The sequence below is a fragment of the Rhodococcus sp. P4_F5 genome, assembly GCF_056401315.1.
Genome location: NZ_JBFUJP010000001.1, coordinates 266,962 through 284,983, shown reverse-complemented (window position 1 = coordinate 284,983; position 18,022 = coordinate 266,962). Strand labels below are relative to the sequence as shown.

The window sequence follows — 18,022 nt, the reverse complement described above, 5'->3', positions numbered from 1 at the left end:
GCCCGCGTCAGCGCTCGGCGGCGGACACCCCGGCCCGGCGGCCGAAGAAGGTGCCGTCGCCGAGCGACGTGCCGCTGATGTAGCCCCACGAGTGCAGGCCGGAGGTGGCCCGTCCCGCCGCGAACAGTCCGCCGATCGGGTTGCCGTCGAGGTCGAGGACGTGCCCGTCGACGGTGGTGCACAGGCCGCCGATGGTGAACACCTCCGCGCCGCCGCGGCCCGCCTCGCCGTACTCCGGCGGGGCGATGCCGCGCTGGACATCGATCGCGGCGAACGGCGACTTCAGCGGTCGCAGCCACGTCGCGGACTTGTGGAAGTACGGGTCCTCGCCCTCGGCGGCGTGCCGGTTGTACTCGCCGACGGTGGTGACCAGCGCGCCGGGCGGCATGCCGATCTGCTGTTCGAGCTCCTCGAGCGTCTCCGCCACGAAATGCGGCTGCACGCCCCAGCGTTCGTCGACCGGGACCTCCTCGTAGGCCTGCTCGTCGAGGATCACCCACACCTTCAGTCCGTGCTTGTACAACGCCGCCTGCCCGACGAGGCCGGGATAGACGTCCTCATTGATGAAGCGCTGGCCGACGCTGTTGACGATCATGCCGCGCACCATCATCCCCGGGACCAGCGAGATGCCGACCTGCCCGGCGGACATGTGCTTGACGGCGGCGCCGACGGCCTGGGCCATCACGATGCCGCGGCCGTCGTCCCCGCCGTCGCTGTTGACGCCGAGGCCCACCAGCTGCGGGGCGTGCTGCGCGACCATCTCCGCGTTGTCGGCGAACCCGCCGGTGGTGAGCACCACGCCGCGGCGCGCCCGGTAGGTGTACGTCTTGCCGTACTGGCGGGCGACGAGGCCGACCACCGCGCCGGCTTCCACGATCAGCCGGGTGGCGTAGGTGTCGGTGTGCACCGCAACGTCGGTGGCCGAGACCGCCTCGGACAGCTTCTGCATCAGCACCTTGCCGCCGAACCCGTCCGAGGTGACGCGGTGCCCGCGGGGCGCCGGCTTCGCGAGTTCCGCGAAGGGGTAGGAGTTCTCGCCCATCCACATCAGTCCGTCGTCGGTCGGCGGCACCCAGGTGGGGGAGTTCCACAGCGAGGGCTTGAACGGCACCCCGTGATCGACCAGCCACTGGTAGTGCGCGACACTCTCGCGGCTGTAGAGGCCGACCTTCTCCTTGTCGGCGTCGGGTCCGAGGGCGGCCAGCAGGAATGCCTCCATGTCCTGCGCGGTGTCCTCGAATCCGCAGGCCCGCTGGATCTCGGTGCCGCCGCCCAGGTACATCTCGCCGCCGGACAGCGCCGACGACCCGCCGCCTCCGCTCGCCTTCTCCAGGACGATGACCTCGGCGCCCGCGGCCGTTGCCTCCAGGGTCGCGGCCGCGCCGGCACAGCCGTAGCCGACGACGAGGACGTCGGTCTCGTGGTCGAAGTGCTCGACGTCGCCCGCATCGAGGGGCGTCACCGGACTGTGTGCACTCATTCGCAACTCCCATCCACTGTCGGTGGGCACACTGTAGGACCGCCCCGTCGCCGCTGGTAAGGGCAATGTCCGTCCACCGGGAAGGCCAGTGGGCCTATCATCAATCCCCATGAGCCACTGCATCTTCTGTGCCATCATCGCGCGCGAGGCGGAGGCGAGCCTCGTACACGAGGACGAGCACACCGTGGCGTTCATGGACATCCGCCCGTTCACTCCGGGGCACCTGCTGGTGGTCCCGAAGCGGCACGCCTCGGGGTTGGCGCAGCTCGATCCCGAGGACGGCGGTCGGATCTTCGCCGTCGGTCAGAAGCTGGCGGCCGCGTTGCGGGACAATGGCGCCGACGGGGCGGGCCTGCCCGCCGACGGTCCGCGCGCCGACGGGGTGAACCTCTACCTCGCGGACGGCGCCGTCGCCGGCCAGGAGGTCTTCCACGTGCACCTGCACGTCGTCCCGCGCACCCCCGGCGACGGGTTCGGTCTCCGCGGCCGTCCCGTCACCGCGCGTCGGCCCGACCTCGACTACCTGGCCGGTGCGCTCCGCCGTCGGCTCGGCTCGGTCTAGGCGACCGGATGGACCAGACGACCGCCCCCACGCTGCACCGCATGTTCCCCGAACTCGGGGCGACCACCCCGTACCGCAGGCTCGGCTCCGCCCCGACCCCGATCGTCCACCTCGACGGGCTGGGCACCGGAAACCGGCTGTGGTGCAAGGACGAGGGCGCCTACGGCTCGGGCGGCTGGGGCGGCAACAAGGTCCGCAAGCTGGAGTGGATCCTCCCCGATGTCCTCGCGAGAGGTTCCCGGCAGATCCTCAGCGTCGGTGGCCAGGGCACCAACTGGGGCCTGGCCACCGCCCTCTACGCGCGCGAGCAGGGCATCGACACCGCGCTGGCGCTTATCGACCAGCCGATGGACGAGCACGTGCACGCCCAGGTGGACCGCCTGCGGCGCGCCGGCGCGACGCTGCACTTCACCCGGACCAAGGCGCGGACGATCGCGGCGGCGCCCTGGCTGTTCGCGCGGCACGTGCGCGGCCGGCACCTGCCCTACTACCTGCCCGCGGGCGGGTCCTCGCCGCTCGGGACCCTCGGGTGCGTCGAGGTCGCCCTCGAGCTCGCCGCCCAGGTCGAGGCCGGCGTGATGCCTGAGCCGACGCACGTGGTGACCGCGGTGGGCTCGGGCGGCACCGCGGCGGGACTGCTGCTGGGGCTGCGGCTCGCGGGCCTGCGCACCCGGGTGGTCGGCGTGGTCGTGAACGACACGCTGCCGCTGGCCGAGCGGGACCTGGTCGGGCTCGCMCGCCGGACGCATCGGCTGCTGCGCGACCGCGGCGCCGCGATCGGGCCGGTCGAGTTCGAACCGGGCGCACTGGTGGTGACGGGGGAATGGCTCGGGCCCGGATACGGGTACGCGACCCCCGAGGGCACCGCCGCGCAGCGGATCGGGGCCGACCACGGGCTCACCCTCGACCCCGTCTACACGGCGAAGACCTTCGCCGCGGTGCTGGAGATGGACGTCGAGCGGCGGTTCGGCGACGGGCCCGTCGTCATGCTCGACACCTACGGCCCGCGGCCGGACTGACGCCCGGCCGTCGTCGTCAGCCCGCGTACAACGCCTCGATCTCGCGGGCGTACTTGGCGTCGATGGGCTTGCGGCGCAGCTTCATCGTCGGGGTGAACTCGTCGCCGCCCGGATCCCAGATCGCGGGCAGCAGGTTGAACTTCTTGACCTGCTCGACGCGGGAGAGTTTTGCGTTGGCGGCCGCGACGGCGCGGTCGATCTCCGCACGCACCAAGGGGTTCGACGCGAGGTCCCCGGGCGAGCCGTTGTGGATGCCGTTGCGGGTCGCGAAGGCGGCCGCGGCGTCGGGGTCCAGCGTCAGCAGGGCGACGACGTAGGGGCGGTCGTTCCCGATCACCGCCGCGCCGCCGATCAGCGGGCTGGCCGCGCGGATGGCGCCCTCGATGTTCGACGGCGACATGTTCTTGCCCGCGGCGTTGATGATCAGTTCCTTCTTGCGGTCCACGATCGTGACGTAGCCGTCGGCGTCGATGGACCCGATGTCCCCGGTGTGCAGCCAGCCGTCGGCATCGATGGCCTCGGCCGTCTTGGCGGGGTCGCCTCGGTAGCCCTTCATGACCATCGGACCGGAGAACAGGAGCTCGCCGTCCTCGGCCAGCCTGAGCTTCGCACCGCGGACAACCTTCCCGACGCTGCCGATCCGGCGGGAATCCGGGGGGTTGATCGTCGCGGCGGCGCTCGTCTCGGTCATGCTCCAGACCTCGGAGCACGGGATGCCGAGACCCAGGACGAACTCCAGCACGTCCGGTGAGATCGGGGCCGCGCCCGTCACCGCGAGTCGCACCTGATCGAGCCCGAGCTTCTTCCGGACCGCGCCGAGGACCAGTCGGTCCGCGAGCGAATGCTGGACCTGCAGCGTCCGAGGCAGGGGTGCGCCGTCGGATTCGAGACGCACCTTCCGTTTCCCGACGTCGATCGCCCAATGCGCAAGCCGTTTCTTGATCGGACTCGACTCCTCGGCGAGCGCCAGTTCTATCGCGGCCTTGAGCTGGTACCAGACCTGCGGCACGGCGAGGAATATCGTCGGGCGGACCTCCGGCAGCACGGTGATCGCCTGCTTGATGTCCGCCAGAGTGGTGACCTGCGCCGCAACAACTACAGCGAAGTAGTGCGCGATCGCCCGGTTCGCGACATGCGCATCCGGAAGGTACGAGACGATCCGGTGGTCCGGTCGGTCCGGGACGAACTCGATGACTGCATCCCGGGCAGCGAGCAGGTTTGCGTGCGTGAGTTCGACCCCCTTCGGCGGCCCGGTGGTGCCCGAGGTGTAGACGATGGTGAGGAGGTCGCCCGGCTCGACGGCCTTCCAAGACGCCTCGAAGTCGAAGTCCGGGTCACCGTTCGCCTCGAGATCCCGCAGGCTCGTCGTGCCCTCCGCGTCCGCGTCCACGCAGACGATGTGCTCGACCGCGGTGCCCTCCACCGCCTCGCGTATCACCGGAAGAAACTGCTCCTCGCAGACCATGATTCGGTTCCCGGCATTGGTCAGCACGTAGTTCAACTGCTCGGGGGCCAGCGTGTTGTACGCCGAGAACGGGGTCGCCCCGGCGTGCACGGCACCGGTGTCGACCAGGCGGAACTCGGGCCGGTTGGTCAGCATGAGCCCGACGGTGTCACCGTGGCGGACACCGAGTTTCGCCAGGCCCGCGGCTATCCGGCGGACCCGTTCGCCGTACTGGCGCCAGGTGATCACGACGCCGTCGCCGGGGGTGCGGAGGGCGACGGCGTCGGGGTGCTGAGCGACCGTGGCCTGAAAGGCCTCGCACCCGGTCCGGGGTGACGCGTTGCTGGTGGTCATCGTGAGCCTCCTCGAGGTCTTCGGTCGTCTCAGGACCGGTACATCCGGCGGATCAGCTTGACCGCCCGGTCGGTGTAGGGCGGGTAGGCAAACCGGGGATCGGGCTTGAACGGCTTGAGCAGCACGGCCTTTCGATGGCTGAGTTCCTCGAACCCCCACCTGCCGTTGTATCTCCCCATGCCGCTGGCCCCGACGCCGCCGAACGGCAACTGGGGCGTCAGGTAGTGCACCATCAGGTGGTTCACCACCGCACCTCCGGAGCTGACTTCGGACAGCACCCGACGGCGAGTCCGCGCCGACCTCGTGAAGACGTACGCGGCCAGGGGTTTCGGCCGTGCATTGACGAAGGCAATCGCCTCGTCGAGCGAGTCGACGGAGAGCACCGGCAGGATCGGCCCGAAGATCTCCTCCCGCATGACCGGTTCCTCGGGGCTCGGGTCCACCAGCACGGTGGGTTCGACCGTCAGCGCGGCCCGATCGGTGCCACCGCCGAGCGCGACTGTGGCCTCGGTGTTCGCCAGGTAGCCGGCCAACCTGTCGAACTGGCGCTCGTTGACGACGCGCAGGCCGCGCACGGGTTCCCCCGACCGGAACTCGTTGAAGCTGTGAACTATTCGCTCGACCAGCTCGTCGCGGGCGGCGCGCTCGACCAGCACATAGTCCGCCGCGACGCAGGCCTGGCCGGAGATGAGCACCTTCGTCCCCGCGATGCGCCGGGCGGTGACGGCGAGGTCCGCGTCCCGCATGACGATCGCCGGGCTCTTGCCGCCGAGTTCGAGGGTCACCGGCGTCAGGTGCGGCGCCGCCCCGGCCAGGATCTTCCGGCCGATCTCGGTGCCTCCGGTGAAGAACACGTGGTCGAAGCCCTGGGCGAGCAGCGTCTGGGTGGTGTGCCCGTCGCCCTCGACCACGGCGACGGCCTCGGCGTCGAGGTACTCGGGGAGCAGTCGGGCCAGCAGGCGCGAGGTCGCGGGGGCCAGCTCCGAAGGCTTGACGACGGCGCAGTTTCCCGCCGACACGACCGCGACCAGCGGTCCCAGGGTGACAGTCAGTGGACCGTTCCAGGCCCCGATGACGAGCACCACCCCGAGCGGCTCGTACTGCACCCATCCCAGCGCGGGCATCTGGTGCAGCGGCAGCGGCCGCGGCCGGCTGCGCATCCACCGGCGCACCCGTTTGCGCGCGTACGCGGCCTCGATCTTGGCGGCGAGGATGTCGGTCATCCAGGCCTCGAAGGCGTCGCGCCCGTGATCCTCGGCGAGGGCGCCGGCGATCTCGTCCTCACGCTCGTCCAGCATCCGCTCGATGCCGCGCAGTTGCTCGATCCGCCACGTCGCCGGTCTGGTGCGACCCGAGGCGTACGTCGTGCGAAGCGACCCGACGATTCCGGGGATGGCGGCATCGGTGTCGACGGTGGCGGTGACGGTGCTCGGATTGGCGGTCATGGCGCACCTCGATCGTGTGGTGGCACGGCTCGAGTCATCGCATGTGAGGTGTTCGGGGCCGACCGTGAAGTGGCGGTGAGCCGTTCGGCGGCGTCAGAGCTGCCGTTCCCCCCTAGCGGTCAACACTTGTCGCCTCCGCGGGCCCAGTCAAGGCCCGGGTGCCGGGGTGAAGACCAGGGTGTCAGCGCGACCGGTCCGCGTGCCCGAGGTCCCGGTCCGGCGCGACGGCATCGCGTACCAGCCTCTTCAGCGCCACGATGTCCGGGAAACCGCCGTCGCGGGCCCGGTCCCACAGCAACTGCCCGTCGGCCTCGATCTGGAAGATACCGCCGGTTCCGGGGACCAGCGCCACCTCGCCGAGCTCGACCGCGAACGTCTGCAGCAGCTCCTGGGCCATCCAGCCGGCGCGGAGCAGCCAGTTGCACTGGGTGCAGTAGGTGATGGTGACGCGAGGGGAGCTCATCGTCTCAGCCTGCCAAACCCGGCCCGGCCAGGCTCGGCGAGTGTCCGGCTCAGCGACCGTCGGTTGTGGTGCGGCCCGGCATGAACGCCGCCGCGACCAGCACCGCCGCCGCGGCCACCGTCACCGCCAGGAACACGGGGTCCAGGGCCGAGGACAGCTCCGCGGCCGACGGATCCTGGGCCCCGCCGAGGCGGCCGTTGGCGAGGGCGCCGAAGATCGCGACCCCCACGGCGCTGCCCAGCGAGCGCGCGAACATGTTGGTGGCCGTCACCACGCCCCGCTGCTCCCAGTCCACGCTCGTCTGCGAGGCGATCAGGGTTGGGGTCGTGGCCAGCCCCAGCCCGGCGCCGGTCACGAAGCATGCGGCCGCCACGTGCCACACCTGCGACCCGGTCCCGAGCTGCGTGGTTGCCGCCGTGCCGATCAGGGTCAGGGCGCCGCCCACGAGCGCGGTGGAGCGGAAGCCCAGCCGCAGGTACAGCCGGCCGGCCAGCGCCGCGGAGACCGGCCAGCCGACGGTGAGGGCGGCCAGTGCGAACCCCCCGACGAGGGCGCCGGTGCCGAGCACACCCTGCGCGAACGTCGGCACGTAGGAGGCCAGTCCCATCACGATGGCGCCGATGCTCACCGCGACCAGGCTGCTCGCCACCAGCACCCGGCGGGTCAGCACCCACAGCGGCAGGACCGGATCCTTGGCGCGGGACTCGACCAGGACGAACAGTCCCAGCGCGACGGCGGCGACGGCGAACACCCCGAATCCGACCGGGGAGCCCCACGCCCAGGCCTGCCCGCCCTCGAGCAGGCCCAGGATCAGCAGCGCGGCGCCGACGCTGAGCAGGGTGGCGCCCAGGTAGTCGATGCGGGGCCGGTTCCGGGCCCGCGGCGGTTCGACGAAGTTGCGGATCAGCATCACCGCGGCCAGTGCGCACAGCGGCACGTTGACCCAGAAGATCCAGCGCCAGGAGAGGTACTCCGAGAACAGACCGCCGAGGGTCGGGCCGACCACCGCGGACATTCCCCAGACGCTGGCCAGGTACGCCTGCGCCTTCGCCCGTTCGGCGAGCGTGTAGATGTCGCCGGCAATGGTCAGGCCCATCGGCTGCACCGCTCCCGCGCCGAGGCCCTGGACGGCGCGGAACGCGATCAGCGCCGGCATCGACCATGCGCTCGCGCACAGCACCGAGCCGACGCAGAAGACTCCGATGCCCCACAGCATGATCGGCTTGCGGCCGAACAGGTCGGCGAGCTTGCCGTAGATCGGCGTCGAGACGGCCTGCGCGAGCAGGTAGATCGAGAACAGCCACGGGAACGAGGTGAAGCCGCCGAGGTCGTCGACGATGGTGAGTACCGCGGTCGCGATGATGGTGGAGTCCAGCGCGACCAGGGCCGTGGTGAGCATCAGCGAGATCAGGACCGGCCCGCGATCCGAGCGCAGTCCGATGCTGCGCCTGTCCACCACCTCGGTTGTCATTGCGCGCCCCTGTCGTCGGAAGGACTCGATTGTGTATCACGCTACGTATCGGTGCCTGTCCGGCCTCCGCGTCGGCGTGGCGCGGGTCACTCTCGGCAACCTGCTGCCGGGTCGCGGTGCGGCGGCACTGTCGGGTGGGTGCCACACCCGATAGGGTTACTCGACGTGCGCCCTTCACTTTCCGACTACGCCCACCTGGCCGGCGGCAAGGTCCGTGACCTGTACACGATCGACGACGAGCACCTGCTGCTCGTCGCCAGTGACCGGATCTCGGCCTACGACCACGTGCTGGACACGCCGATCCCGGACAAGGGGCGCGTGCTCACCGCGATGAGCGTGTTCTTCTTCAACGAGCTCGGCGGCTACAACCACCTGGCCGGACCCCCGGACGACGAGCGGATCCCGGCGGAGGTGCTCGGCCGTGCGCTGGTCGTGCGGAAGCTGAACATGGTGCCCGTCGAGTGCGTGGCCCGTGGCTACCTCACCGGCTCCGGACTGGCCGACTACCAGCGCACCGGCGCCGTGTGCGGCGTGCAGCTGCCCGAGGGCCTGGTCGAGGCGAGCCAGTTGCCCGAGCCGATCTTCACCCCGGCCACCAAGGCCGTGATGGGTGAGCACGACGAGAACGTGGACTTCGCCACCGTCGTCGAGCAGCTCGGGCAGGACCTCGCCGTCAAGCTGCGGGAGGACACCCTCGAGATCTACTTCCGGGCCGCCAGCTTCGCCGCCGACCGCGGAATCATCTTGGCCGACACCAAGTTCGAGTTCGGTCTCGACAACGACGGAAACCTGGTGCTCGCCGACGAGGTGCTCACACCGGACTCGTCGCGTTACTGGCCCGCCGAGGGCTACGAGCCGGGCCGGGTGCAGCCGAGCTTCGACAAGCAGTTCGTCCGCAACTGGCTGACCAGTGCCGAGTCCGGATGGGACCGGGCGGGCGACGCCCCGCCGCCCCCGCTGCCGGACGAGATCGTCGAGGCCACCCGGGCGCGCTACATCGAGGCCTACGAGCGGATCTCCGGGCTGTCCTTCGCCGACTGGGTCTGACTCACGTCGCGGCGCCCACCGCATAGGGTGGGCGCCATGACTTCGTCCGTCTCCCCGGTCACCGCTCCGGTGGCCAAGAAGGTTCCCCTCGAACGCACCCACCACGGCGAGACCTTCGTCGACAACTACGAGTGGCTGCGGGACAAGGAGTCCCCGGAGGTCCTCGCGTACCTGGAGGCGGAGAACGCCTACACCGACGCGCACACCGAGCACCTGGCGCCGCTGCGGGAGGCGATCTTCCAGGAGATCAAGTCCCGCACCCAGGAGACCGACCTGTCGGTGCCGTCCCGGATGGGGCAGTGGTGGTACTACTCGCGCAGCTTCGAGGGCAAGCAGTACGGCGTGCAGTGCCGGTGCCCGATCACCGGGCCGGACGACTGGACCCCGCCGGTGCTGTCCGCGGACACCGACATCCCGGGCGAGCAGGTCCTGCTCGACGGCAACGTGCTGGCCGAGGGTCACGCGTTCTTCTCCCTGGGCGCCTTCTCCGTCACCCTCGACGGCAACCTGCTCGCCTACTCCGTCGACACCGCGGGCGACGAGCGGTACACGCTGCGGTTCAAGGACCTGCGCACCGGCGAGCTGCTGGCCGACGAGATCCCGGGGACCGCGCCGGGAGTGACCTGGTCGGTGGACGACCAGCACGTCTTCTACCTCACCGTCGACGACGCGTGGCGCCCCGACACCGTGTGGCGGCACCGGCTCGGCACCGCGCCTGCCGACGACGTCAAGGTCTTCCACGAGCCGGACGAGCGGTTCTGGGTGGGCTGCGGCTCCACCCGCAGCGAGAAGTACCTGATGATCTGGGTCGGCTCCAAGATCACCTCCGAGATCCTGTGCCTGGAGTCGGCGACGCCCGAGGGCGAGTTCCGGGTGGTGCTGCCCCGCGAGGACGGCGTCGAGTACAGCGTCGAGCATGCCGTCGTGGCCGGCGAGGACCGCTTCCTGATCCTGCACAACGGCGTCGTGGACGGGGTGAAGGCGGAGAACTTCACCCTGGTCGACGCGCCGGTGACCGATCCCACGGACCAGCGGACGTTGCTCCCGCACGACGAGGACGTCCGGCTCGAGGAGGTCGAGGCGTTCGCCGGGCACCTGGTACTCAGCTACCGGCGCGAGGCCCTGACCCGGCTGGCGGTGTGGCCGCTCGCGGCCGACGGCTACGGCGATCGGCACGAGCTGGAGTTCGACGAGGAGCTCTACTCCGTGGGCGCGGGCTCCAACCCGGAGTGGACCGGACCCCTGCTGCGGCTCGGCTACACCTCTTTCCTCACCCCCAGCCGCGTCTACGACTACGACGTGGCCACCGGTGAGCTGATGCTGCGCAAGTCGCAGCCGGTCCTGGGCGGGTACGACCCCGCCGACTACGAACAGCACCGGGACTGGGCGGAGGCGGCCGACGGCACGCAGATCCCGATCTCGATCGTGCAGCGCAAGCGCGGCGAGGCGGACGGGGCGAGCGCAGCGACGGGGGATCGGGACGCCGCCGGGCCCGCGCCGCTGCTGCTCTACGGCTACGGCTCCTACGAGGCCAGCATGGACCCCGGCTTCTCGGTGGCGCGGCTCTCGCTGCTCGACCGCGGCGTGGTGTTCGTGGTCGCGCACGTGCGCGGCGGTGGCGAGATGGGCCGGCACTGGTACGAGAACGGCAAGATGCTGACGAAGAAGAACACCTTCACCGACTTCGTCGACTGCGCGCGGCACCTGATCGACACCGGCCGCACCACTCCCGCGCAGCTGGTGGCGGACGGCGGCAGCGCGGGCGGGCTGTTGATGGGCGCGGTGGCGAACCTGGCGCCGGAACTGTTCGCCGGGATCCTCGCGAACGTGCCGTTCGTGGACCCGCTCACCTCGATCCTGGACCCGTCCCTGCCGCTGACGGTGATCGAATGGGACGAGTGGGGAAACCCGTTGGCGGACAAGGAAGTGTACGAGTACATGCGCTCGTACACGCCGTACGAGAACGTCGCCGCGCAGGACTACCCGGCGATCCTCGCGATCACCAGCATCAACGACACCCGGGTGCTCTACGTCGAGCCCGCCAAGTGGGTTGCGGCGCTGCGGGCCACCAAGACCGGCGACGCGCCGCTGCTGCTGAAGACGGAGATGAGCGCCGGTCACGGCGGCGTCAGCGGCCGCTACGAGAAGTGGAAAGAGGTCGCGTTCGAGTACGCCTGGGTGCTCGACACCTGCGGCGCCGCGTAGCCCTCGGCTTCGGCCTCCGCCACGGCCCTCACCCCTCGTCGGGTGAGGGCCGTGCCCGTTTCACGCCGCCCGAGGGCTGTGCCCGTTCCACGCCGCCGAGCAGGATGTCCGGCATCCGGGCGACGACGCCGGCGGCGTCCTCGTCGGCCATCATCAGGCGCAGCACCATGGCGCCGCCGACGATGAACAGCATGGTGGCCTGCGCGTCCAGTGCCGCACCGTCGCCCTCGCCCTCGCCTCGCTTCTCGTCCGCGCGGAGGACGTCGGCCAGCATCCCGACGCCCGGGCCGCCGAAGTCGGTCCACAGCGTGGCCAGCAGGTCCGCGCGGTCCCGGAACGCCGCGAGCAGCCCGGGGAGCGCGGCCTTCACCTCGGGGCGGCCGAAGAGTTCGAGGGAGTACGCGCAGGAGCGTCGGATCCAGTCCGCGGCGTCCGTCGCGTCGGCGACTGGGGTGGCCTCGTCGACCCATCCGAAGACCGCCTCGAACACCAGGTGCGTCTTGGACGGCCAGCGCCGGTAGAGGGCGGGCTTGCCGACTCCGGCGCGATCGGCGATCGCCACCATGGTGGTCTGGTCCCAGCCGACCTCGGCCAGCAAGTCGCGCGCAGCGGCCAGTGCGGCGTCGTCGATCGCCGCGCTCCGCGGGCGCCCGCGCCTGCGCTCGGCGGCCGTCCCTGTCGTCTCTTCGCCGGAAGTCATTGTCAATAGCGTATCGCGGTGTTACGTTGCAAAAATTCGTAACTCGACGTTACGTAATGAMCTGCATCACACCGGAGGAAGCTGGACATGGCGGAGCTGTTGGATGGCAAGACGGTCGTTGTCTCGGGGGTCGGCAACGGACTCGGGCGGGAGATCGCGCTGGCCGCGTACCGGGACGGCGCGAACGTCGTGCTCGGCGCGCGGACCGAGGCAAACCTGAAGTCGGTGGCCGATGAGATCGACCCCACCGGGGAGCGGGTCGCTTACGCGGTCACCGACATCCTCGACAAACAGGCCTGCGCGGGGCTGATCGGCACGGCTGCCGACCGCTTCGGGTCGGTGGACGCCCTGGTGAACGTCGCCGCGAAGGAGGACGTCTTCGGTGGGCTCGAGGGAGCCGACCTCGACGCCTGGAAGGCGATGCTCGACGCCAACGTGATCGGCACGCTCACCCTGACGCAGGCCGCGCTGCCGGAGCTGAAGAAGCGGGGCGGGTCTGTGGTGCTGATCGGCTCGCAGGCGATGTTCCACCCGCAGCTGCCGCAGTCCGCATACGCCACGTCGAAGGGAGCACTGCACGCGGCGATGTGGTCACTGGCAAAGGAGCTCGGCCCGCACAAGATCCGGGTGAACACCGTCGTCCCGACGTGGATGTGGGGCCCGCCGATCGAGCTGTACGTCGCGCTGTCCGCCAAGCAGCGCGACGTCCCCGAGGAGACCGTGATCGGCGAGATCACCAAGAACATGCCGCTCGGCGAGATTCCCGCCGACGACGACGTGGCCAACTCGGTGGTCTTCTTCGCCTCCGACCGGGCCCGGATGCTCACCGGCCAGACGCTATTCGTGAACGCGGGCGAGTACTTCCGCTGAAGTTCGGAACCTGTTGACGCACAACAATTCTTGAAAGGCAGTAAGGCATGAAGCACAAGGTCATCGTCTGGGGCACGGGCGTCGTCGGCAAGCTCGTCATCCGTGAGCTCCTCGACCACCCGGAGTTCGAGCTCGTGGGCGTCATCGTGCACGACCCGGAGAAGGACGGCGTCGACGTCGGCACCCTGATCGGCGCCGAGCCGGCCGGGCTCGCCGCCACCACGGACTGGGAGGCGGTCCTTCGGCTGGACGCCGACGCGGTCGCGTACTACGGCCCGACCGCCGAGTACGCGGTGCAGAACATCGACAACATGACCGCCGCGCTGCGGTCCGGCAAGCACGTGGTGTCCACCTCGATGACGCCGCTGGTCTACCCCGAGCCGTGCCCGCCGGAGATGAAGGTCGCGCTCGAGCAGGCCTGCGAGGAGAGCGGAAAGTCCTGCTTCACCACCGGGATCGACCCCGGGTTCGCCAACGACCTGTTCCCGATGACCCTGATGGGCGTGTGCGGGCGGGTGGACAGCGTGCGGGTGCAGGAACTGCTGGACTACGCCACCTACGAGGGTGACTACGGCCCGACCATGGGAATCGGCGCGCCGATCGAGCAGGCGGCGGTGCTCGAGATCCCGGAGGTGCTGATCTTCGCGTGGGGTCACACCATTCCGATGATCGCCGATGCGGTGGGGGTGAAGCTGGACCGGATCGACACCGTCTACGAGAAGTGGGCGGCCACCGAGCCGATCGAGTACAAGTTCGGCGTCATCGAACCCGGCCAGTGCGCCGCGGTGCGATTCGAGATCCGCGGCTGGGTGGGCGACGAGGCGAAGATCGTCATCGAGCACGTCAACCGGATCACCAACGACGCGGCCACGCACTGGCCGCGGGCCACCTCGGTGGACAACGACGTGTACCGGGTGATCATCAAGGGCAGCCCGAACATCACCCAGGAGACCGTCTTCCGCGGTGAACTCGACGACAACCCGATCACCGGCGGGTGCCTGGCCACCGGGATGCGCGCGATCAACGCGATCCCGTACCTCGGCGACGCCAAGCCCGGACTGCTGTCCGCGCTCGACCTGCCGGTGATCCCGGGCCGGGGCACCATCCGGTCGTAGACGGCGACGCTCAGCGCCAGGCGTACCGCACCTGGGGCCGGCCGGCGCGCCCGTACTCGGTGCGCCGGTCGACCAGCCCGTCCTCGGCCATCCGCTCCAGGTAGCGCCACGCGGTCACCCGGGACACCCCGACGGCCGCCGCGACCTCGGCGGCGGTCAACGCCCGGTCGGCGTCGCGGACGCAGGACGCGACGTGGTCGAGGGTCTGCCGCGCAACACCTTTCGGCGTCACGGGGCGTTCGCTGGAGCCGCGCAACGCGGCCATGGCCCGGTCGATCTCGTGCTGTCCGGCGGCGGACCGGCCTGCGGGCAGGGCGTTGCGGAATTCGAGGTACCGCTCGAGCTTGTCGCGGAATGCGGCGAAGGTGAACGGCTTGAGCAGGTACACGGCGATGCCCCGGGCGACCGCGGTGCGCACCACCTCGAGGTCGCGCGCGGAGGTGACCGCGATGACGTCCGGTTGCGGGCGCACGCCGGACAGCGCGGCGGCGACGTCGAGGCCGCCGGCGTCGGGCAGACCGAAGTCGAGCAGGACGAGGTCCACCGGGTCGTCGGTGTCGCCCGCCGCGACCACGGCGCGCACGGCGGCATTGCCGGTGTGCACCACGCCGTGCACCGAGAACCCCGGCACCCGTTCGACATACGAGCGGTGCGCCTGCGCGATCAGCGGCTCGTCCTCGACGATCAGGACCCGGATCACGACCCGCCCCCGGGTGGCAGCGGGATCTCGACGACGAGCATCGAACCCAGCGACGGCTCGGCACGCAGGACGCCGCGGTGCCGGCCGACCACCTGGGAGACCAACGCCAGCCCCAGCCCCCGGGAACCCGACTTGGTCGAGTACCCGCGGGTGGTCGCGTTCGCCAACGAGTCCGGGGACAGGCCGGGCCCGCTGTCGGCGACCCGGACCACCAGCATCGAGTCCTCCTGCCGGACCGAGACTTCCACCCACGGGTCGTCGGTGTCGCGGGCGGCGTCGACGGCGTTGTCGACGAGGTTGCCGACCAGCGTCACCAGCTCCCGGGCCCGCAGCGTCGGCACCGGGCCGAGCGCGGTGTCCTCGGTGACGGTCAGCGTCACGCCCCGCTCGGCAGCCTCCCCGACCTTGCCCAGCAGCAGCGCCGCCAGGGCCGGCTCCTCGACCGTGGCCATCAGCCGGTCGATGAGCTGCTGGGAGAGCCGCAGCTCGTCGGTGGCGAAGGCGACGGCCTCGTCGTAGCGGCCGAGCTCGACCATGGTGACGATCGTGTGCAGCCGGTTCGCCGACTCGTGGGCCTGCGATCGCAGGGTCTCGGCGAACCCGCGCACCGAGTCGAGCTCACCGAGCACGTCCTGGAGTTCGGTGTGGTCCCGGATGGTCAGCACCGTGCCGATCCGGCGGCCCTCCCAGTTGACCGGATGCCGGTTGACCACGAGCACCCGGTTCGTGGTCAGGTGCACCTCGTCGCCCGCATCGGTGGCGTCGGAGAGGTCGAGGCGGCGCAGCGACGCCGGCAGCGACGCCAGCCGCACCGGACCGTCGGGCAGCTCGAGCAGTCGCCGGGCCTCGTCGTTGACCAGGTCCGCCACCTCCTCGCCGCGGCCGAACACCACCAGCCCCTCGCCGATGGAGTGCAGCACGGCGTCGTGGTGCTCGTAGAGCCGGCGCAGTTCGTCCGGGGCCAGTCCCAGCGTCTGGCGGCGCAGCCGGCGGCTGAGCAGCAGGGCGCCGAGCGTCGACGCCACCAGGCCCGCACCGGCGAGCGTGAAGAGCAGGGGCAGGCTGGCCGCGACCTCCGCGCCCACCCGGGCACGGGTGATGCCGACCGCGACCAGCCCGACCAGGGTGCCGTCGTCGTAGACCGGCGTCACGGCGCGGACGGACGGGCCCAGCGAGCCGGCGTAGGTCTCGGTGAACGTCTCGCCGGCGAGGGCGCGGTCGATGTTCCCGCCGAACGGCTGCCCGATCAGCGCCGGGTTGGTGTGGGTGTACCGGGTGCGGTCGGGCGCCATCACCACGATGAAGTCGACGCCGGTGGCCTGCCGGATGCGTTCGGTCTCCGGCTGCAGCAGCGCCGTCGGGTCGGGGGAGCGCAGTGCGGCGGCGGTCGAGCCCGACAACGCCAGGGTCTCGGTGACCGCGGTCACCTCGCGCCGGTTGGCGTCGTCGCTGTCGCGGAGCTGGTCGACGATGCCCAGCGCCGTGCCCGCGGCGATGACCAGAGCCAGCACCGCGACCTGCAGCAGCAGGAGTTGGCGCGCGAGGCTCATCGGCCGTCGGGGCGATCGGCGGGCCACCGCACTCCTCTCGTGAACGTAATGAACACAATCTTCATCGGTTTCGGGCGCGCCCGCAGAATTCTCCCTGACTCGACGTGAGTGCCGTCACTTCGTTGCCATTCGATCAGAGGAGCACCGATGAGTGCGACCATCCAGGACCAGGCCCCACAGGCGACGGTCAGCAAGCGTGACCGCACCCACTGGCTGTACGTCGGTGTCGTGATCGCCGTGATCGGCGGCATTCTCGTCGGCTGGCTGGCGCCGGACGTCGGCAAGTCTCTCGGCGTGCTCGGGACGCTGTTCGTCTCCTTGATCAAGATGATGATCAGCCCCGTCATCTTCTGCACCATCGTGCTGGGCATCGGGTCGGTGAAGGCCGCGGCCAAGGTCGGCCGGGTCGGCGGGCTCGCGTTGGCCTACTTCATCGGCATGTCGACCGTGGCTCTCGGCATCGGTCTGGTCGTCGGCAACCTGCTGGAACCGGGCAGCGGCCTCGACATCTCCGCGGCGACCGCCGGTCAGGGTGCGGCACTGGCCGACAAGGCACACGGCGCGGGCGGGACGATGGACTTCATCGCCTCGATCATCCCGACGTCGCTGCTGTCGGCGCTGACCGCCGGCAGCGTCCTGCAGACGCTGTTCGTGGCGCTGCTGGTCGGCTTCGGCGTGCAGGCCCTGGGCAAGCAGGGCGAGCCGATCCTCAAGGGCGTCGGACACCTCCAGAAGCTGGTCTTCAAGATCCTGTCGATGATCCTGTGGCTCGCGCCGATCGGCGCCTTCGGCGCGATGGCCAACGTGGTCGGGCAGACCGGCCTCGGCGCGGTCGTGCAGCTGGGCACCCTGATGGTCGGCTTCTACCTGACCTGCCTGATCTTCGTCTTCGGCGTGCTCGGCAGCCTGCTGCGCCTGGCGACCGGATTCTCGATCTTCAAGCTGGTGAAGTACCTGGCCCGCGAGTACCTGCTGATCTTCGCGACATCGTCGTCCGAGTCGGCGCTGCCGCGCCTGATCGCGAAGATGGAGCACGTCGGCGTCGAGCGCAGCACCGTCGGCGTCGTCGTCCCGACCGGATACTCGTTCAACCTCGACGGCACCGCGATCTACCTGACCATGGCGTCGATCTTCATCGCCGACGCGATGGGGCAGCCGCTCTCGCTGACCGAGCAGCTCTCGCTGCTGGTGTTCATGATCATCGCCTCCAAGGGCGCGGCCGGCGTCACCGGAGCCGGGCTGGCCACCCTGGCGGGCGGCCTGCAGAGCCACCGCCCCGAACTGCTCGACGGCGTCGGCGTGATCGTCGGCATCGACCGGTTCATGTCCGAGGCCCGCGCGGTCACGAACTTCTCCGGCAATGCCGTCGCGACGCTGCTGATCGGCGCCTGGACCAAGACCGTCGACCGGGACCGGGTCAACACGGTGCTGGCCGGCGAGCTGCCCTTCGACGAGGCCACCATGCTCGACGAGGACCGGGCCGAGGATCAGGACCGGGATCAGGAGCCGGCACGGGTCGCCGAGCCCGCGCGACCGCTCGTCCACAGCTGACTCCGGCTCGGTGCTGCGCCGGGGGATCGCCGTGGCTACGTTGGTG

Annotated in this window: 15 protein-coding genes; 7 read left to right on the top strand and 8 right to left on the bottom strand. The window is 70.4% G+C overall.

All coding sequences use genetic code 11. The features are described 5' to 3' along the window. Positions 1 to 7: 7 nt before the first annotated feature. A complete protein-coding gene (locus AC1DU4_RS01460; protein WP_477837270.1) occupies positions 8 to 1,480 on the bottom strand; it encodes an FAD-dependent oxidoreductase in 1,473 nt (490 codons plus the stop codon). A 109-nt stretch (positions 1,481 to 1,589) separates the two neighbouring features. Here AC1DU4_RS01460 and AC1DU4_RS01455 point away from each other — a divergent pair, with 109 nt between their 5' ends. Both AC1DU4_RS01455 and AC1DU4_RS01450 read left to right on the top strand, forming a co-directional pair. Next, positions 1,590 to 2,042 (top strand): HIT family protein, encoded by a 453-nt coding sequence (locus AC1DU4_RS01455; protein WP_477837268.1) that lies wholly within the window; start codon positions 1,590 to 1,592, stop codon positions 2,040 to 2,042. Between the two features lie 8 nt (positions 2,043 to 2,050). Beyond that, on the top strand, positions 2,051 to 3,061 hold the full coding sequence (locus AC1DU4_RS01450) for a 1-aminocyclopropane-1-carboxylate deaminase/D-cysteine desulfhydrase (protein ID WP_477837266.1): 1,011 nt from the start codon (positions 2,051 to 2,053) through the stop codon (positions 3,059 to 3,061). A 16-nt stretch (positions 3,062 to 3,077) separates the two neighbouring features. Here AC1DU4_RS01450 and AC1DU4_RS01445 read toward each other — a convergent pair whose 3' ends face one another. From AC1DU4_RS01445 to AC1DU4_RS01430, 4 genes are all read right to left on the bottom strand, one after another. Continuing rightward, entirely contained in the window at positions 3,078 to 4,859 is a 1,782-nt protein-coding gene (locus AC1DU4_RS01445; protein ID WP_477837264.1) for an AMP-dependent synthetase/ligase, read from the bottom strand. Positions 4,860 to 4,888: 29 nt separating this feature from the next. Further along, the gene (locus AC1DU4_RS01440) at positions 4,889 to 6,304 is read right to left on the bottom strand and encodes an aldehyde dehydrogenase family protein (RefSeq protein WP_477837262.1); all 1,416 of its coding nucleotides are present in this window, start codon (positions 6,302 to 6,304) and stop codon (positions 4,889 to 4,891) included. Positions 6,305 to 6,485: 181 nt separating this feature from the next. Beyond that, complete coding sequence (locus AC1DU4_RS01435; protein WP_477837260.1) at positions 6,486 to 6,767, bottom strand: Rdx family protein; 282 nt, start codon at positions 6,765 to 6,767, stop codon at positions 6,486 to 6,488. A 49-nt stretch (positions 6,768 to 6,816) separates the two neighbouring features. Then, the gene (locus tag AC1DU4_RS01430; RefSeq protein ID WP_477837259.1) at positions 6,817 to 8,238 is read right to left on the bottom strand and encodes an MDR family MFS transporter; all 1,422 of its coding nucleotides are present in this window, start codon (positions 8,236 to 8,238) and stop codon (positions 6,817 to 6,819) included. A 165-nt stretch (positions 8,239 to 8,403) separates the two neighbouring features. Between AC1DU4_RS01430 and AC1DU4_RS01425 the strand changes: the two genes are divergently transcribed. Continuing rightward, positions 8,404 to 9,285 (top strand): phosphoribosylaminoimidazolesuccinocarboxamide synthase, encoded by an 882-nt coding sequence (locus tag AC1DU4_RS01425; RefSeq protein WP_477837257.1) that lies wholly within the window; start codon positions 8,404 to 8,406, stop codon positions 9,283 to 9,285. Positions 9,286 to 9,321: 36 nt separating this feature from the next. Then, positions 9,322 to 11,490 carry a S9 family peptidase gene (locus tag AC1DU4_RS01420; protein WP_477837255.1) on the top strand — a complete coding sequence of 723 codons (2,169 nt, stop codon included), beginning with the start codon at positions 9,322 to 9,324 and terminating at the stop codon, positions 11,488 to 11,490. A gap of 28 nt (positions 11,491 to 11,518) precedes the next feature. Here AC1DU4_RS01420 and AC1DU4_RS01415 read toward each other — a convergent pair whose 3' ends face one another. Continuing rightward, positions 11,519 to 12,190: a TetR/AcrR family transcriptional regulator gene (locus AC1DU4_RS01415; protein WP_477837254.1), complete on the bottom strand. Its 672-nt coding sequence runs from the start codon at positions 12,188 to 12,190 to the stop codon at positions 11,519 to 11,521. A gap of 87 nt (positions 12,191 to 12,277) precedes the next feature. Between AC1DU4_RS01415 and AC1DU4_RS01410 the strand changes: the two genes are divergently transcribed. Continuing rightward, positions 12,278 to 13,060 carry an SDR family oxidoreductase gene (locus tag AC1DU4_RS01410; RefSeq protein WP_072843063.1) on the top strand — a complete coding sequence of 261 codons (783 nt, stop codon included), beginning with the start codon at positions 12,278 to 12,280 and terminating at the stop codon, positions 13,058 to 13,060. A gap of 47 nt (positions 13,061 to 13,107) precedes the next feature. Next, a complete protein-coding gene (locus AC1DU4_RS01405) occupies positions 13,108 to 14,175 on the top strand; it encodes an NAD(P)H-dependent amine dehydrogenase family protein (protein WP_477837251.1) in 1,068 nt (355 codons plus the stop codon). Positions 14,176 to 14,185: 10 nt separating this feature from the next. Here AC1DU4_RS01405 and AC1DU4_RS01400 read toward each other — a convergent pair whose 3' ends face one another. Both AC1DU4_RS01400 and AC1DU4_RS01395 read right to left on the bottom strand, forming a co-directional pair. Further along, the gene (locus AC1DU4_RS01400; protein ID WP_477837249.1) at positions 14,186 to 14,875 is read right to left on the bottom strand and encodes a response regulator; all 690 of its coding nucleotides are present in this window, start codon (positions 14,873 to 14,875) and stop codon (positions 14,186 to 14,188) included. Beyond that, the gene (locus AC1DU4_RS01395; RefSeq protein ID WP_477837436.1) at positions 14,872 to 16,425 is read right to left on the bottom strand and encodes a sensor histidine kinase; all 1,554 of its coding nucleotides are present in this window, start codon (positions 16,423 to 16,425) and stop codon (positions 14,872 to 14,874) included. The genes AC1DU4_RS01400 and AC1DU4_RS01395 overlap by 4 nt, the downstream gene beginning before the upstream one ends. 147 nt (positions 16,426 to 16,572) lie before the next feature. On the opposite strand from AC1DU4_RS01395, the gene AC1DU4_RS01390 reads away from it, so the two are divergent. After that, a complete protein-coding gene (locus AC1DU4_RS01390; RefSeq protein ID WP_477837247.1) occupies positions 16,573 to 17,976 on the top strand; it encodes a cation:dicarboxylate symporter family transporter in 1,404 nt (467 codons plus the stop codon). The last annotated feature ends 46 nt before the right edge of the window (positions 17,977 to 18,022 follow it).

What these genes read in the sequence shown, in the direction of transcription:
- AC1DU4_RS01440 (WP_477837262.1), bottom strand. Translation starts at nt 6,304, where the DNA reads ATGACCGCCAATCCGAGCACCGTCACCGCCACCGTCGACACCGATGCC.
- AC1DU4_RS01410 (WP_072843063.1), top strand. Translation starts at nt 12,278, where the DNA reads ATGGCGGAGCTGTTGGATGGCAAGACGGTCGTTGTCTCGGGGGTCGGC.
- AC1DU4_RS01390 (WP_477837247.1), top strand. Translation starts at nt 16,573, where the DNA reads ATGAGTGCGACCATCCAGGACCAGGCCCCACAGGCGACGGTCAGCAAG.
- AC1DU4_RS01430 (WP_477837259.1), bottom strand. Translation starts at nt 8,238, where the DNA reads ATGACAACCGAGGTGGTGGACAGGCGCAGCATCGGACTGCGCTCGGAT.
- AC1DU4_RS01455 (WP_477837268.1), top strand. Translation starts at nt 1,590, where the DNA reads ATGAGCCACTGCATCTTCTGTGCCATCATCGCGCGCGAGGCGGAGGCG.
- AC1DU4_RS01420 (WP_477837255.1), top strand. Translation starts at nt 9,322, where the DNA reads ATGACTTCGTCCGTCTCCCCGGTCACCGCTCCGGTGGCCAAGAAGGTT.
- AC1DU4_RS01405 (WP_477837251.1), top strand. Translation starts at nt 13,108, where the DNA reads ATGAAGCACAAGGTCATCGTCTGGGGCACGGGCGTCGTCGGCAAGCTC.
- AC1DU4_RS01460 (WP_477837270.1), bottom strand. Translation starts at nt 1,480, where the DNA reads ATGAGTGCACACAGTCCGGTGACGCCCCTCGATGCGGGCGACGTCGAG.
- AC1DU4_RS01415 (WP_477837254.1), bottom strand. Translation starts at nt 12,190, where the DNA reads ATGACTTCCGGCGAAGAGACGACAGGGACGGCCGCCGAGCGCAGGCGC.
- AC1DU4_RS01395 (WP_477837436.1), bottom strand. Translation starts at nt 16,425, where the DNA reads ATGAGCCTCGCGCGCCAACTCCTGCTGCTGCAGGTCGCGGTGCTGGCT.
- AC1DU4_RS01435 (WP_477837260.1), bottom strand. Translation starts at nt 6,767, where the DNA reads ATGAGCTCCCCTCGCGTCACCATCACCTACTGCACCCAGTGCAACTGG.
- AC1DU4_RS01445 (WP_477837264.1), bottom strand. Translation starts at nt 4,859, where the DNA reads ATGACCACCAGCAACGCGTCACCCCGGACCGGGTGCGAGGCCTTTCAG.